At 69.7% G+C, this 16671-nt stretch carries 10 protein-coding genes; 1 reads left to right on the top strand and 9 read right to left on the bottom strand.

Translation table 11 applies throughout. The features are described 5' to 3' along the window. Positions 1-75 precede the first annotated feature (75 nt). The 9 genes from OU994_RS09335 to OU994_RS09295 all read right to left on the bottom strand — a co-directional run bounded on the left by OU994_RS09335 (position 76) and on the right by OU994_RS09295 (position 13315). Positions 76-483: a RidA family protein gene (locus OU994_RS09335; RefSeq protein WP_281610532.1), complete on the bottom strand. Its 408-nt coding sequence runs from the start codon at positions 481-483 to the stop codon at positions 76-78. 2 nt (positions 484-485) lie between these two features. Continuing rightward, the gene (locus tag OU994_RS09330; protein WP_281610531.1) at positions 486-1670 is read right to left on the bottom strand and encodes an acyl-CoA dehydrogenase family protein; all 1185 of its coding nucleotides are present in this window, start codon (positions 1668-1670) and stop codon (positions 486-488) included. A gap of 1 nt (position 1671) precedes the next feature. Further along, a complete protein-coding gene (locus tag OU994_RS09325; RefSeq protein ID WP_281610530.1) occupies positions 1672-2526 on the bottom strand; it encodes an enoyl-CoA hydratase family protein in 855 nt (284 codons plus the stop codon). Beyond that, complete coding sequence (locus tag OU994_RS09320) at positions 2523-3002, bottom strand: MarR family winged helix-turn-helix transcriptional regulator (protein ID WP_229420940.1); 480 nt, start codon at positions 3000-3002, stop codon at positions 2523-2525. Before OU994_RS09320 ends, OU994_RS09325 begins: the two co-directional genes overlap by 4 nt. A 56-nt stretch (positions 3003-3058) precedes the next feature. Next, positions 3059-5371: a bifunctional salicylyl-CoA 5-hydroxylase/oxidoreductase gene (locus OU994_RS09315; RefSeq protein WP_281610529.1), complete on the bottom strand. Its 2313-nt coding sequence runs from the start codon at positions 5369-5371 to the stop codon at positions 3059-3061. Further along, positions 5368-6981 (bottom strand): benzoate-CoA ligase family protein, encoded by a 1614-nt coding sequence (locus OU994_RS09310; RefSeq protein WP_281610528.1) that lies wholly within the window; start codon positions 6979-6981, stop codon positions 5368-5370. The genes OU994_RS09315 and OU994_RS09310 overlap by 4 nt, the downstream gene beginning before the upstream one ends. Before the next feature lie 146 nt (positions 6982-7127). Continuing rightward, entirely contained in the window at positions 7128-7817 is a 690-nt protein-coding gene (locus OU994_RS09305) for a response regulator (RefSeq protein ID WP_281610527.1), read from the bottom strand. Between the two features lie 98 nt (positions 7818-7915). Then, positions 7916-12136, bottom strand: coding sequence for a two-component regulator propeller domain-containing protein (locus OU994_RS09300; RefSeq protein WP_281610526.1), 4221 nt, complete (start codon positions 12134-12136; stop codon positions 7916-7918). A 9-nt stretch (positions 12137-12145) separates the two neighbouring features. Continuing rightward, the gene (locus tag OU994_RS09295; RefSeq protein WP_281610525.1) at positions 12146-13315 is read right to left on the bottom strand and encodes a patatin-like phospholipase family protein; all 1170 of its coding nucleotides are present in this window, start codon (positions 13313-13315) and stop codon (positions 12146-12148) included. Positions 13316-13689: 374 nt separating this feature from the next. On the opposite strand from OU994_RS09295, the gene OU994_RS09290 reads away from it, so the two are divergent. Next, positions 13690-15894 carry an ATP-binding protein gene (locus OU994_RS09290; protein WP_281610524.1) on the top strand — a complete coding sequence of 735 codons (2205 nt, stop codon included), beginning with the start codon at positions 13690-13692 and terminating at the stop codon, positions 15892-15894. The last annotated feature ends 777 nt before the right edge of the window (positions 15895-16671 follow it).

Genomic DNA, 16671 nt, shown 5'->3' with positions numbered 1-16671 from the left:
CGATGCCCGCGAACTGCCGGGCATCGACGCCACGTTCGGGCCAGGCGGCCCCCGCGTAACGGGCCCTGCCTGGAATCAGCCGGCCAGCGGAGGGTTTTCCACGACGGCGGTGACTTCGATCTCGACCCGCGCCCGCGCTGGCATCAGCGCGGCGACCGCCACCGCTGTCATGGCGGGAAAATGATCGCCCATCACCTCGCGATAGGCCTGGCCGAGCCTTTTCGCCGCCTGCAGGTATTCATCGCGATCGACCACATACCACGTCATCCGCGCGATATCGGCCGGCCCCGCGCCTGCCTCGGCCAGTACCGCGAGCACGTTGCGCAGCGCCTGCGCGACCTGGAGGACGAAATCGTCGGTCTCGAACTCGCCTTCGGCGTTCCACCCCACCATGCCGCTGACGAACACCACGCGCCCGCTGGCGGCGATGCCGTTCGAATAACCCCTTGGCCGGGGCCAGCCCGGCGGTTGCAGGATCTCCATCGTCACTCCCCGTTCGGCAAGGCGCGCAGCAGTTCGCGCGCGATGATCAGTTGCTGCACTTCCGTGGCGCCTTCGTAGATGCGCAGCGCGCGGATCTCGCGGTACAGGCACTCCACCGGCGCGCCGCTGACCACGCCCTGCCCGCCGAACATCTGCACGGCCGCGTCGATCACCTGCTGCGCCGTTTCGGTCGCCGTCATCTTCGCCATGGCCGCCTCCTTGGTCACCTTGTTGCCGGAATCGCGCAGCCACGCGGCGCGATAGGTCAACAGCGCGGCGGCGTCGATCCCGGTGGCCATCTGCGCCAGCTTCGCCTGCGTCAGCTGGAAGCCGGCCAGGGTCTGGCCGAACATGGTGCGCGAGGTGGCACGCGCCAGCGCTTCGTCCAGCGCGCGCCGGGCGAAACCCAGTGCCGCGGCGGCCACCGAGGTGCGGAACACGTCCAGCGTGGCCATCGCCACCTTGAAGCCCTGCCCCGCCGCGCCGACCAGGGCGCCGGCCGGCACGCGGCAGGCGTCGAACCGCAGCCGCGCCAGCGGATGCGGCGCGATGACGTCGATGCGTTCGGCGATGGACAGCCCCGGCGCGTCGGCATCGACGATGAAGGCACTGATGCCGCGCGCGCCGGGCGCCTCGCCGGTGCGCGCGAACACCACGTAGAAATCGGCGATGCCGCCATTCGAGATCCACGTCTTTTCGCCATCGAGCACGTAATGTTCGCCATCGCGCACCGCCGCGCACGCCATCGCGGCCACGTCCGAGCCGGCTTGCGGTTCGGACAGCGCGAACGCCGCGATCGCCTCGCCCCGCGCCACGCGCGGCAGGTAGTGTGCCTGTTGCGCCGGGCTGCCGAACAGGCTGATCGCGCCGGAGCCCAGGCCCTGCATCGCGAACGCGAAATCGGCCAGGCCATCGTGCCGCGCCAGCGTCTCGCGGATCAGGCACAGCGCGCGCGTGTCGAGCGCCTCGCCGGCGCCGCCATATCGCACGCCGCCCACCGCATGGCGCAGCCAGCCCGCCTCGCCCAGCCGCCGCACCAGCGCGCGGCAGGCCGCATCGACATCGGCCGCCCCACCAGCACCATGCGTGTCGCCCAGGTGCGCCGCCGCCCAGGCATCGAGTTCGCTTTCCAGCGCACGGTGGCGCGGTTCCAGGAATGGCCAGTCCAGGTATGCCTTGTCCGCCACGTCAGTCTCCCTCGAATGCCGGTTTCTGCTTCGCCACGAACGCGTGGTAAGCCCGGTGGAAATCGTTGGTGGCCATGCAGATCGCCTGGGCCTGCGCCTCCGCCTCGATCGCTTCGTCGATGCCCATGTTCCATTCCTGCTGCAGCATCTTCTTCGTCATGCCGTGCGCGAACGTGGGCCCGCGCGCAAGGGCGCGCGCCAGCTCCTGCGCGGCCCCCGGCAGCGCCTCGGGCGCATGCAGCGCGTTGAAGAAGCCCCACCGTTCGCCTTCCAGCCCCGACATCGAACGCCCCGTGTACAGCAGCTCGGCGGCGCGCCCCTGGCCGATCACGCGCGGCAGCAGCGCGCAGGCGCCCATGTCGCAACCGGCCAGGCCGACGCGGGTGAACAGGAACGCCGTCTTGCTGCGTTCCGTGCCATGGCGGATATCGGACGCCAGGGCCAGCATCGCCCCCGCGCCGGCACAGATCCCGTCGACCGCCGCGATGACCGGCTGCGGGCAGGCGCGCATCGCCTTCACCACATCGCCCGTCAGCCGCGTGAACGCGAGCAGGCCGGGCATGTCGAGCCGGGTCAGCGGGCCGATGATCTCGTGCACGTCGCCGCCCGAACAGAAGTCGTCGCCCGCGCCGGCGACCACCACGGCCTTCACGTCGTCGGCATGGGCGAGCGCGCGGAACAGGTCGCGCAATTCGGCGTACGACTCGAAGGTCAGCGGGTTCTTGCGTTCGCGGCGGTTCAGCGTGACCGTGGCCACGCCCTCCTCCACCGCGCACAGGAAGTGGCGCGCCGCGTAGCCGGCCAGCGCCGCGCGGTGGCCCGGCAGCGCATGCGGCTGCCCGTGCAGGTATTTCATGCGTTCTCCTCGCGGGCATCCAGGTGCCCTTTCATCTGCGCCAGCAACTCCAGCAATCGGGCCTTGTCGTCGCCCGGCATGTCCCCCAGCAGCTCGATCACCCATCCCTCGTGCTCGCGCGCCATGGTGGCGAAGGCGCGGCGCCCCGCCGGCGTCAGTTTCACGCTGTAGGCGCGCCCATCACGCGGGTCGGGGACGCGTGCCACCAGTCCCTCCCGCTCGAGCTGGCTGGCGATGCCGGTGACGTTGCCGCCGGTGACCATCATCCGCTTCGACAGTTCGCCCATGCGCATGCCATCGGGGTGCCGTTCCAGCTGCGCCATCAGGTCGAAGCGGGGCAGCGTCACGTCGAAACGCGCGCGCAGCCGCGCACGAATGTCGTTCTCGATGCGCACCGTGCACGAGAGCATGCGCAGCCACAGTTTCAGCGACTGGTGATGGTCGTCGGTCAGGCGGCTGGCCAGGTCGAGCGCAATCGGGCGCGGTGCCGCCGGCGGTGCATCCGGGACAGCCCGCACTACTTCCTTCTTGTTCAAGATCGTTCCCGCTCCAGGTTGCGTTCCAGTTGCGCCTTGCCGGCCAGGTACTGCCTGGGCCAGGGCTGCGCGCGGTAGCCGATGCGCGCCGCCTCGGCCAGCGTCCAGGCCGGGTTGGCCAGGTGCGGCCGGCCCACCGCGCACAGGTCGGCGCGGCCGGCCGCGATGATGCCGTTGGCATGGTCGGCCTCGTGGATCGCGCCCACGGCCATCGTGGCAATGCCCGCTTCGTTGCGCACCCGGTCGGCAAACGGTGCCTGGTACATGCGGCCGAACACGGGCCGTTCGCGCTTGCTGACCTGGCCGGACGAGCAATCGATCACATCCGCGCCGGCCGCCTTGAACAGGCGTGCCACCTGCACCGCGTCGTCCGGTGTGACGCCGCCTTCCACCCAGTCGTGCGCCGAAATGCGCACGCTCATCGGCTTGTGCGCCGGCCAGGCGGCACGCATGGCGGCAAACACGCGCAGCGGGAAACGGCAGCGGTTTTCCAGGGTGCCGCCATGTTCGTCGGTGCGCCGGTTCGTCAGCGGCGAGATGAACGACGACAGCAGGTAGCCGTGCGCGCAATGCAGTTCGAGCCAGTCGAAGCCTGCCTCGTCGGCCGCCAGGGTGGCGCGCACGAAATCGGCTTCGATGCGCGCCATGTCGGCCGCGCCGGCTTCGCGCGCCACCTGCGAAACGCCTTCCAGGTATTGCTGCGGCGATGCCGACAGCAGCGGCCAGTTGCCATCGGCCAGCGGCTGGTCGATGCCGTCCCACATGGCGCGCGTCGAGCCCTTCGCGCCGGCATGGCCGAGCTGGATGCCGATGCTGGCGTCGCTCGTCGCATGCACCGCGGCGACGATGCGCCGCCACGCCACCGTATGTTCCGGCGCATACAGGCCGGGGCACCAGGGCGTGATCCGCGCATCGGCGGAAACGCACGTCATTTCCGCCATCACCAGCGCCGCCCCGCCCACCGCGCGCGCGCCCAGGTGCAGCAGGTGCCAGTCGCCGACCACGCCATCGGTGGCGCTGTACTGCGCCATCGGCGACACCACGATGCGGTTCTTCAGCACCAGGCCGCGCACCCTGAACGGCGTGAACATCGGCGGTATCGCGCACTCGTCCGGCGGCGCCAGGCCGGCCTGCGCGAAGGCGCGCCGCGCGAACCAGCGCTCGTAGTCCGCCACATAGCCAGGGTCGCGCAAGCGCAGGTTTTCATGGGACAGCCGCTGGCTGCGTGCCAGCATCGCATAGGCGAACTGCGGCGCGTCCAGCGCCGCGTAGCGCGCCACGTTCTCGAACCACTCCATCGAATTGCGCGCCGCGCTCTGCAGCTTCAGCACCTCGACCGAGCGCTCCGCCTGGTAGGCTTCCAGTGCCTGCCGCAAGTCGCCATGCGCGCCCACGCAGCGCGCCAGCGCGATCGCATCCTCCAGCGCCAGCTTGGTGCCCGAACCGATCGAGAAATGCGCCGAGTGGGCCGCGTCCCCGGCCAGCACGACCGGTACCGCGCCTGCCCAGTGCACCCAGCGTTCGCAGACGATGCGGGGAAAGCGCAGCCACATGGCCGAACCGCGCAGGTGCGCCGCGTTCGACATCAGCGGGTGACCGTCCAGCCGGTCGGCGAACAGGCGCTCGCAGAACGCGATCGCCTCCTGCTGCGTCATGTCTTCGAGCCCGGCGGCACGCCACACCGTTTCCGGCGTCTCCACGATGAAGGTCGACGTGCCGGGCTCGAACTGGTAGACGTGGGCCTGGAACCAGCCGTGTTCCGTTTCCCGGAAATCGAACGTGAACGCATCGAAGCGCTTCGTCGTGCCCAGCCACACGAAGCGGCACTGCCGCGCTTCCACCTGCGGGGTGAAGGTTCCGGCATGGCGCGCGCGGATGCGGCTGTTCAAGCCATCGGCGGCGATGACCAGGTCGGCGGCGTAATGCGCGGCCAGTTCGCCGTCGTCCGCCACGTCCGTTTCAAAGACCAGTTCCACGCCCAGCGCCTCGCAGCGCCGCTGCAGGATGTTCAGCAGGTGCTTGCGGCCGATGCCGGCGAAGCCGTGGCCGCCCGAGCGCACCCGCGCGCCCTTGAAGAAGATCTCGATGTCGTCCCAGTGGTTGAACGAGGCCAGGATCTCGCGCGCGGTCGGTTCATCGGCGGCCACCAGGTTGTCCAGCGTCTGGTCGGAAAACACCACACCCCAGCCGAAGGTATCGTAAGGCCGGTTGCGCTCCACCACCACGACGCGGTGCCGCGGTGCCGCCTTCTTCAGCAACAGCGCGCTGTACAGGCCGGCCGGGCCGCCGCCGATGCACAGCACGTTCATGGCTGGCGCAGCCGGAAGCGCTGCAGCTTGCCGGTTTCGGTGCGCGGCAGTGTCGCCGCGAACACCACGCGGCGCGGGTACTTGTACGGCGCGATCTCGCCCTTGACGAATTCCTGCAACGCGGCCGCCAGCTCGGGCGTGGCGGCAAAGCCCTGCCGCAGCACCACGTGCGCTTCGACGACCTGGCCGCGTTCGTCGTCCGCCCTGCCGACCACGCCGCATTCGGCCACGGCCGGATGGCGCAGCAGCGCGTCTTCCACTTCCGGCCCGGCGATGTTGTAGCCGGCCGAGACGATCATGTCGTCGGTCCGCGAACGGTAGTAGAAGTAGCCGTCGGCATCCATCTCGTAGGCGTCGCCGGTCAGGTTCCAGCCGTTGCACACGTAATCGCGTTGCCGCGCGTCGTCCAGGTAGCGGCAACCTGTCGGCCCCTTCACGGCCAGCCGTCCCACCACGCCCGGCCCCACCGGCCGGCCCTGCGCATTGAGCACGCATGCGCGGTAGCCCGGAACCGGCTTGCCGGTGGCACCCGGCCGCACCTCGGCGCCCGCCGCGGAGATGAAGATGTGCAGCATCTCGGTCGAGCCGATGCCGTCGATCATGGCCAGCCCCGTCGCCCGTTGCCAGGCTTCGCGGGTGGCGGCCGGCAGGGCCTCGCCCGCCGACACGGTTTCGCGCAGGCTCGACAGATCGTGGCCGGCTGCCAGCGCCGCCATCTGCCGGTACGACGTGGGCGCGGTAAAGCACACCGTGGCGCGGTACCGCCCGATCGCCTGCAGCAGCGTGTCCGGTGTCGGCTTTTCCAGCAGTACCGCGCAGGCGCCCACGCGCAGCGGGAACAGCAGCAGGCCGCCCAGGCCGAACGTGAATGCCAGGGGCGGCGTGCCGATGAAGACATCCGCCGGCCGGGTGCGCAGCGTGTGGCGCGGGAAGCAGTCGCAGATCGCCAGCACGTCGCGGTGGAAATGCATGGTCCCCTTCGGCACGCCCGTGGTGCCGGACGTGAAGCTGATCAGGCAGACATCGTCCGCCGCGGTGTCGCAGGCCTCGAACGTGGCCGGCATCCCCGCCATCAGCGCTTCCAGGGCGCCATCCGGGGTACCGAAATGCACCACGCGCGGCAGGTCCGGCACCGCGTCAAGATCGGCGCGCAGCGCGGCGGCGCACAGCACCGCATCCACCCGCGCCTTTGCCGCGATGGTTGCCAGCTCGCGGGTGCGCAGCAAGGGCATGGTCGGCACGGCGACCAGGCCGGCCTTCAGCACGGCCAGGATGGCGGCGGCCATCAGCGGCGTATTGGTACCGCGCAGCAGCACGCGGTTGCCCGGCACGAGGCCCATCGGGCCGCGCAGCACCTGGGCGATGCGGTCGACGCGCTCCTGCAGCTGCGCGTAGGTCCACTGCTCATGCTCGCCGTACAGCGCGACGCGGGCGCCGCCGCCGGCGGCCACATGGCGGTCGAGCAGCTCGGCAACGCAGTTGAGGCGGGGTGGGTAATGCAGCTCGGGCAGGTCGAACACAAGTTCGGGCCACAGCCCGGCCGGGGGAAGGTGGGCCCGCGCGAACGGATCGGCGTGCGCGCTGGCGGTGCCTTGCGTGGAGTGGTCCATGATCGCCTTGTGGTTGATGGTTGGACTGGCCACTTACTTTAAGCTTAAACGATCCGTCGCACAAGCCGCCGCGCAAGGCCGCGCCTCCACGCGCCTGGCCGTCCCACGCTTGATCGTCCCACGCCTGCTTGTCACACGCCTGCTTGTCACACGCTCAGTCGCCGGGCCTGCCGGCGCACGGCGTCGCATGCCGCGCCCAGCATCGGCGCCAGCGCGGCCGCGCTGGCCGGCAGCGCGGCCAGCGTGCCGGCCGCGCCGGTCAGGCCAAGCGTGGCGCAGCCGCCACGCAGGCGTTCCAGCCGCACCGCGGCCTCGCCGCGCTGGCCCTCCCGCAGCAGCGTTTCCAGCTCCGGCCCCGCGGCCAGCAGCTGGGTTTCGAAACCGGCCAGGTAGGCGCCTAGGCGCTGCGCATCGATGCCGAGCCGCGCCTGAGTGGCCGCCGGGTCTTCGGCCGGCAACGGCGCGGCCTGCAGCACGGCCAGCGCATCGAGCTGGGCGCGCACATCGGCCGGTTCGAACGGCTTGACGATGTAGCCGGTGGCACCGGCGCGGGTGGCCCGTTCGACCGTTTCCCGGTCGTTGGCGGAGGACACCAGCACGAACGGCAAGGCCGCCAGCGCGGCATCGTCGCGCACCTTCTGCAGCAGCTCCAGTCCGGACACGCGCGGCATGCGCAGGTCGCAGAAACAGGCGGCCGGCCGCAGCCCGCCGGAAAGCTGCTGCCACGCATCGGCGCCGTCCTCGGCTTCAACGATCTCGTAGTGGCCGCTGCTGTCGATCAGGTGCATCAGCATCATTCGCGACACGACGTCGTCGTCGACTACCAGTACTTTCATGAGTCTCCCTAGTATCCGCCCCCACATCGGCGCGTTGCGATTATAACCACTGCAAAGCGCGCGCGAAATGCGCACGCGAAATGCGTACGCGAAGCGCCTCAGGCGGAGCGGCTGCCATCGGCCGGCGCCAGCAGCCGTTCCAGCAGCGCGTGCAGCCGCGGCAGCTTGAGCCGGATCGCCGGCCACAGCGCGCGGTCGGCGGCACGTTCCAGCTCCGCGCACAGCGCGTGCAGGTCCATCTCCCGCAGGTAGGCGGCGCTGCCCTTCATGCCGTGGAACAGCCGGCCCGCCGCGTCCGCATCGGCGGCGGCCAGCGCCGCGTCCAGTTCGTCCAGCCTGGCCGGCAGGTCGGCCACGAAGGCATCGCGCAGGCGCAGGCGCAGCGCATTGGCCGGATCGTCCGCCGAGCCGCCGGGCGGCCCGGCCATCGGCTGGCCGGCGGCGATGCCGAACATCGCGTCCAGCTCCGCCACGCTCGGCTGTGCCGCCGCCGGGCGCTGCGGCAGCAACGCCGGCAGCGGATCGAGCACCACGCCGCGCGCCAACTGGCGCTCGATGGCGCGGGCCAGCTGCAGGTGCAGCGCATCCTCGTCGATCGGCTTGGTCAGGAAGTCGTCCATGCCGGCGGCCAGGTAGCGGCTGCGGTCTTCCTCGCTGGCGTTGGCCGTCAGTGCCACGATCATCAGGTGGCGGTCGCAGACGGGCGCGCCGGCCGGGCCGCCGGCCCGGATCGCCCGCGTGGCGGTGGGCCCGTCCATTTCCGGCATGCGGCCATCCATCAGGATCAGGTCGTAGCGGGTCTGCGCGCAGGCGGCCACCGCCAGTGCGCCAGTGCCGACGATGTCCACGCCATGGCCCATGTCCTCCAGCATCATGCGGATGATGATCTGGTTGGTCGGGAAATCTTCCGCGCACAATACCTTCAGGCGATGCGTGTGCGGCGCGCGCGCGGCCTGCGGCAACAGCGCCGGCGCGATGCCGTCGCACAGCGGCACCGTGAATGAAAACACGCTGCCGGCGCCCGGCGTGCTGTGCGCGACGATCTCGCCATCCATCAGGTCCACCAGCTGGCGACTGATCGCCAGGCCCAGGCCCGTGCCGCCGTAGCGGCGCGTGGTGGTGGCATCGGCCTGCTCGAATTTCTCGAACAGCCGCGGCAGCTCGGTGGGCGGGATGCCGATGCCGGTATCCTCCACGGTAAAGCGGATCCGCGTGCACCCGGCCTCCGTGCACCCGGCCTCCTCGCCCCCGGCACGCGCCACCCGCAGCGTGACATGGCCGCGCTGCGTGAACTTGAATGCGTTGCCGACCAGGTTGACGAGCACCTGGCGCAGCCGGGTCGGGTCGCCGATGACGAAATGCGGCAAGTCGCGCGCATAGTCGATCCGGAAGTCCACGCCCTGCGCGGCCGCCTGCTCCTCGAACAGGCTGGCCACGTTCTCCACTGTGGCGGCCAGCGCGAAATCGATCTTCTCGACGGTCAGCTTGCCCGCTTCGATCTTGGAAAAGTCCAGCAGGTCGTTGATGATCGACAGCAGCGACTGGGCATTGGCCTGGCCGCGCTCGATTTGCTCGCGGGTCACCGGCTGCAGCGAACGGTCGCGCAGCGCGAAGCCCAGCATGCCGATCACCCCGGCCAGCGGCGTGCGCATCTCGTGGCTCATGTTGGCGAGGAATTCCGATTTTTGCCGCGTGGCGTCCTCGGCCCGCCGGGCGGCGTGGCGCAGGCGTTCGTCGCGCTGCTCGAGTTCGCGCTTTTGTTCCATCAGCAGCCGGTTCTTCATTTCCACCTCGGCCGTGCGCAGGCTGACCTGCTGTTCCAGGCGCAGGTGCCGGTCACGCAGGACGCGCATGCGCGCCCGATACATGCCGAACGCACCGCCCAGCAGCAGCACCAGCGCCAGCGAGCGGAACCACCAGGTCTTCCACACCGGCGGCAGGATCGTGATCGCCAGCTCGGTCGGCTCGCCCCATACGCCATCCTTGTTGGCGGCCTTCACGCGGAACACGTAGTGGCCCGGATCGAGGTTGGTATACGTGGCGAAGCGCTTGCCCGCCCCGGTGCTGACCCAGTCGCCGTCGAAGCCTTCGAGCTGGTAGGCAAAGCGGTTGTTCTCCGGCCAGGCGAAGTGCAGCGCGGCGAATTCCAGCGAGAAGACCGAGTCGCGGTGATCCAGCGTCAGCGCACGGGTCGCCTCGATGGCGCGCTGCAGGATCACGTCGCCATCGGGCCGCGCGGCGCCGGGGCGCACCGGCTGGTTGAAGATCTGGAAATCGGTGATCGCCACCACCGGCGCGATGCCGTTCGGGCGCACGCGGGCCGGATCGAACGCGGTGATGCCGTTGAAACCGCCGAAGTACAGCGTGCCGTCCGGCGCGGCGAACGCGGAACCGTCGAAGTAGGCGCCTTCGATGGTGCCGTCGGCACCGGAATAGTTGCGCACCTGGTCCGTGGCCGGGTCCAGGCTGGCCAGCCCGCTGTTGGTCGACAGCCACAGCTTGCCCTGGCGATCCGGCAGGATCGCCGCGATCGCATCGTCGGCCAGCCCTTCCTGCCGGGTATAGCGGCGAAATGCGATGCCCCTGGCGGTGTGCTGCATGCGGTTCAGGCCCGACGCGGTACCGACCCACAGCGTGCCCTGCGCATCCTCGTGCAGGTAGTGCACCTCGTTGTGCGACAGGCTGCCGGGATCGCGCGGGTCGTGCTGGAAATGGCGGAACCGGCCGGTGCGGCGGTCCAGCAGGCCCAGGCCGTTGAACGTGCCGACCCACAGGTTGCCGCGGCGGTCCTCCAGCACGGGCCGGACGATGTCGTCGGCCAGGCTGGCGGGATTGCCGGGGTCGTGCCGGAACACGCGCATGGCGCCGCCGGCCGGGTCGATGCGGTACAGGCCCGCCTTGCTGGACACCCAGATCATGCCGGCGCGGTCGCCGAACAGGTAGCGCACGGTGTCCAGCTCGGGATTGCCGCGCGAGAGCAGCAGCGGCCCGAAGCGGCCGGCGGCCGGGTCGAACGTGCGCACGCCCGCGCGGCTGCCCACCCACAGCGTGCCGCCGGGCGTGCGCCACAATCCGGTCACGTTGGCATCGCTGCTGCCGTTACCGGCCTGCGGCAGGCGGTACAGCCGGGCCTGGCCAGTGCTGGGGTCGTACAGGCTCAGGCCATGGTCGTTGCCGACCCACAGCCTGCCCTCGCCGGCATCGACGATGGCGCGCACCCGGTTGTCGCTCAGCGATCCCGGCTGGTCGGGGTTCTTGACCAGCCGGGCGAAGCCGCCGCTGGAAAGGTCGACCCGGCTGACGCCATTGAACCAGGTGCCCACCCAGAAGGTGCCCACGCGGTCGTGGAACAGGGCCGACACGTAGTTGTCCGCCAGGCTGTGCGGGTCGCCCAGCTCATGGCGGTAACCGATGAAGCGGCGCGTCTGCGGATGCCAGCGGAACAGCCCGTCGTTGCGCATGCCGGCCCACACGGTGCCCTCGGCATCCTGGTACAGGTTCATCACGGCGCCGGCCGGCAGCCCGGCATTGTCCGGCAGCCGCTCGCGCCGTGGCGCCGCCGCCGGCACCGCCAGCCGCCAGTGTTCCAGGCCCGCATGCGTGCCGACCCACAGCGTGCCGTCGCGGTCGGCCAGCAGCGACTGCACCGCCACGGCGCGTGCGCCATTGGGCCCGGTCACGGTAAAGCGCGCCATGCCGGCGGCGCCGGGCGCCAGCAGGTCGACGCCGGCCGGCGTGCCGATCCACAGGCGCCCGGCGGCGTCGCGCGCCAGCGCATTGACCTGGTCATGCGCCAGGCTGCGCGGATCGTCCGGCGCGTGGTGGAAGATCGTGAAGCGGCCCGTCGCCGGATCGAAGCGCTGCAGGCCATCGGCGGTGCCGAGCCACAGCCCGCCGGCGCCATCGTCGACGATGGCGCGCACATGCCGGTTGCCGTTGCCGCGCTGCGCCGGCTCTTGCGGGCGGAAGTGCCGGAAGCGCTGCGTCAGCGGATCGAACAGGTCCAGGCCATTGTCGGTGCCGACCCACAGCCGCCCGGCGGGATCGACATGCAGCACGCGCACCCAGTTCTGCGACAGGCTGTGCGGATCGTTCAGCGCATGCTGGTAGATCACGGTGCGGTAGCCGTCGTAGCGCGCCAGGCCACCCTGCGTGCCGAACCAGATGAAGCCCTGGCGGTCCTGCGCGATCGCCAGCACCGATTCCTGCGGCAAGCCCTCCTGCACGCTCAACTGCTCGAAACGCAGCGAGCGCGGCGGCGCGGCGCTGGCCAGGCCACACAGCAGGAGCAGGCAAAGCACCAGGAAGCGCGCCGTCATTGTGCCGCCTCAGTGACCGAAGAACGCCAGCACGTCGGCGCGCCGGGCGTGGGTGTCGCGCTGGCCCAGGCGGATCAGCTCATTCGTGTAGCTGGACTCGAACAGCAGGTACGACGCCAGCGCGGCGCCGCGCGTCTCGGTCGCGCCGATCCCGGAGAGCATCGCGCGGATCGGCGCCGGCAGGCTGCCGACGTGGCGCGCCGCGATATCGTCGAGCCGCTCGGAAGGCGCGATCACCAGCAGTTCGACGGGCCGCAGCGGCGTGCGTTCCAGCAGTTCGGCGGGCAGCATCGACAGCGTGTTGTTGATGCGGTTCGGGCGTTCGATATCCATCGCCAGGCCATCGAGGAAGATCGACGACATCGCATGGCCGGCGATCTGCGCCAGGCTCGGATAGCGCGCATTGTCGCCGCCGCTGCGCGCCTGCTCGGTCAGCCGGCCGGCCCCCACCACCAGCACCTTCGCCGCGCCCAGGTGGATGGCCGGCGAGATCGGGGCGAGCTGGCGCATCGATCCGTCGCCGCAATATTCGCGCTGGCCGCCGACGTACAGCGGCGTGGCCGGAAAGATGAAGGGAATCGCCGACGACGCCAGCAGGTGTTCGACGCCGATCTGGTCTTGCAGCGCGACCCGCTGCATGCGCGTCCACGGTGCGATCTCGGCGGCGGTCTGGTAGAACGTGATGTGCTGGCCGCCGGTGTACGACGAGGCGGTGACGGCCAGGGCATGCAGCAGCCCTTCCTGCAGCACGCCGTCGAGCCGCGGCAGGTCCAGCATCCGGTGCAGCAGGTTGACCAGCGGGGTATTGTTCAGCAAGGAGGCCGGCGGCGCCGCGCGCCACTTGCGCAGCAGCCAGCCGAACGACAGCAGCGACAGCCAGCGCGCGCCGGAGCGCAGCACGCCCAGCGAGTCGGCGCGGTACACCTGTTCGACGGTGATGTGGGACCATACATCCATCAGCTTGGCCACGCTTTCGCCGAAATTGTCGGCACGGCAGGCCAGCGCGGTGGCATTGATGGCGCCGGCCGAGGTGCCGCAAATGATCTGGAACGGGCTGCGCGCCGGAGCCCAGCCTTCGTCCCACAGGATTTCCGCGATCGCCTGCAGCACCCCGACCTGGTAAGCGGCCCGCGCCCCCCCGCCGGTCAGGATCAGGCCGGTCTTCTTTTTCATGCCCATTGATTAAGTTCCCATCCATGAAGGGTAACACGGCAACACACGGCCCCGGCAAGCCTGCATGTTTGCAAGGCACCCGCGTGCCCTCGCCCGGCGGTACGCAATGCTATGATGCCGGGATGTTCATGGCACCACCTTGCACCCGGTGGCGACGGGCGTGGCAAGGCGTCGCCGCCGTGCCGCCAGCGCGTCCGGCAGCGCGGCAACGCCGCGTCGACCACATCGCATCGACCGCACCGCCGCAACCGCACCGCCGCAACCGCAGTGCCGCAACCGCAGTGCCGCAACAGTACCGCCATGGGCGTCTTTCGAGCCGATGTTTTTCGAGCTGATCCAACAAGTCGCAGCAGGGCCCGCGGCCCGCAGGAGAGTTCACATTGAATACGGAAACGCAGCCGGCACTACGGGAAGAGCCATCCGAAGCACGCCATGTCGTGCGCTTCTACCGGGACGAGGTGGTACTGCTGGCCGAAGCCGCCGAATTCCTCGACCGGGGCCTGCGCGGCGGCGGTACGGCGATCGTCATCGCGACGGCGGAGCACCGGGGCGCGCTGCGGCAGCAGCTGATGGGCCTGGGCTCCCTGAAGGGCCAGCGCGGCTGGTTCCCGGGCGAACTCGTGATGCTGGATGCGGCCGATGCACTGGCGGGCTTCATGGTCGAGGACTGGCCGGACGAGCAGCGCTTCGACCAGGTCATCGGCAAACTGGTGCGCCAGGTCGCCGCCGCGGGAAAGCCCGTGCATGCGTTCGGCGAAATGGTCGCGCTGCTGTGCGAGCAGGGCCTGTACGACGCCGCCGTGCGCCTGGAACAGCTATGGAACGCACTGCGCCGGGAATGCCGCTTCGCACTGTTCTGCGCCTATCCCTGGCAGCTGTTTCCAACCGATCAGCAAGCCGCGGACTTCCACCGCATCTGCTGCGAGCACGACCATGTGTATCCGCACGGCGGCGACGGGGCGGCCGCGGAGCAGGACGTGTCAGTGCGGCTGGCCCTGCTCGAACACAGGAACCACGTGCTGGAAGGCGAAGTGGCCCGCGCCCGGGAAGCGGAGCGGACGCTCCGGCAGCGCGAGCGCGAACTTGCCGACTTCATCGAGAATGCCGCGGAAGGGCTGCACCGCGTCGGGCCGGACGGCATCATCCTGTGGGCCAACAAGGCCGAGCTGGCGCTGCTGGGCTACCGGTGGGAAGAATATGTCGGCCACCACATTGCCCGCTTCCATGCCGACCGGGCCGTCATCGAGGACATCCTGCAGCGCCTCCAGGCCGGCGGAACGCTGCACGACCAGCCGGCCCGCCTGCGCTGCAAGGATGGTTCGATCAGGCACGTGGTCATCAGTACCAACGCCTGCTTCGACGACGGCCGCCTGCGCTATACCCGCTGCTTTACCCGCGATGCGACCGAACGCCACCTGCTGGAACAGGCGCACCGGGAGCGCGAGGCGCTGGTGGCCGAACTGTCCCGTTCCAACCAGGCCAAGGATGAATTCCTGGCCATGCTTGCGCACGAATTGCGCAACCCGCTGGCGCCGATCAGCGCGGCGGCACAGTTGCTGGCGGTCGCGGGCGGCGATCCGGAACGCGTCCGCCAGGCTTCCGCCGTCATCGGGCGCCAGGTCGGCCACATGAAAGGCCTCATCGACGACCTGCTCGACGTGGCCCGCGTCACGCGCGGCCTGGTCACGCTGGCACGGCACCCGCTCGACCTGCGCGACGCGGTGGCCGATGCGGTCGAGCAGGCCGCGCCGCAGATCCAGGCCCGCCGCCACCGGCTGGTGCTGGACATGGGAAGCATGCCGGCCATGATCAGCGGCGACCGCAAGCGCATCATCCAGGCGGTCGCCAATCTGGTCGCCAACGCGGCCAAGTTCACGCCGGATGGCGGCGACATCGCGCTCCGCCTGTCGGTAACCGCCGAGCACGTGACACTGGCCGTCGCCGACAGCGGCATCGGCATGGAGCCGGAGCTGGCGACGCGCATCTTCGACCTTTTCGTGCAGGGCCGGCGCGGGCCCGACCGCACCCAGGGCGGCCTGGGCATCGGCCTGGCACTGGCCAGGAGCCTGTTGCAATCGCATGGCGGGTCGCTCGCGGTGCGCAGCGATGGCACGGGCAAGGGCAGTACCTTCACGGTGTGCCTGCCGCGCGTGGACGGTGGCGCGGCCGGCGAGCCGCCGCCCGCCATGCCCGGACTGGAACCGCCGGGCCATGCGCAGCCTGGGCGGGCATTGCACATCGTGGTGGTCGACGACAACCGCGACGCGGCCGATTCGCTGGCCGGGCTGCTGGCGGCAAGGGGTCACGCCGCCAGCGCCGTCTATTCCAGCGCCGCCGCGCTGGAGGCGGCCGCCGTCGCCTGCCCGCAGGTATTCCTGCTCGACATCGGCTTGCCCGACATCGACGGCATCGCGCTGGCGGGCCGCCTGCGCGCCATGCCGGAGGCCGGCGCCGCGGTGCTGGTCGCCGTCACGGGCTACGGCCAGGAGCGCGACCGGGAATCGACCCGGGCGGCCGGTTTCCATCATCACCTCGTGAAACCGGTCGACACCGGCGAACTGTTCGACCTGCTGGCACGGCTCTGACGCGCGAACGGGCACGGCGATCATCCGCACGGCGCTTTTGCGCCCGGGGAGTGCACCCGTTGCCCACGCGCGATGGCGATGCTCGCCGGGTTCCGCGATGCATAGCCCAGCATGAATCTCCGATGCAAGGCTTGCGCGCCGGTGGCGATCGGTATTCAGCATTGCAGACGGCTTGAATGGAATATCCCCGGTGACGAATCGACCGCCCGTTGCGGGAGCATATATTCCGACAGCTCCGCCGGTGCCCGTCAAGATTCCGCGTAGTCACTCAAATTGCAGTTCAAATATTAATGTTGGCACCAGCCTATATTCTACGGCCATGGGCGGCGCATTCTCGCGCCCATCCGCGACGACACCGGCAGAAATAACTTGCAATATTGGTATTATTCTAATAGGCTAGATAGTTAACCAAGTGGTCCATAGGGCAGCATCGTCTGTCACCGGCACGATTTGCCTGCGGCTTGAACGCTTTCAGGGCGATGCTTTCAGGGCGATGCTTGCAGGGGGATGCTTTCAGGGCGAAGCGTTCAAGTAGATGCGTTCAAGTAGATGCGTTCAAGTAGATGCGTTCAAGTAGATGCGTTCAGGCGAACCTTGGCGCAATAGTGCAAAGCGATCATGCAAGCCGGATGCTGTTAACTCGATGCTTGGCGCGCCGTGTGCAAATACTGTAACGGAAATTGAATCATGTGCCTTGGCAGTACCGTATAGCACGTCGCGTGGCGTCTCTTCCGTACCCAGGGATCGTTTGCGACAGCGAACATCCTGACTTGTCCG

The sequence above is a fragment of the Pseudoduganella sp. SL102 genome, from assembly GCF_027856995.1.
Taxonomy (GTDB): Bacteria; Pseudomonadota; Gammaproteobacteria; order Burkholderiales; family Burkholderiaceae_D; genus Rugamonas; species Rugamonas albidiflava.
This window is presented reverse-complemented; position numbering and strand designations above follow the sequence as displayed.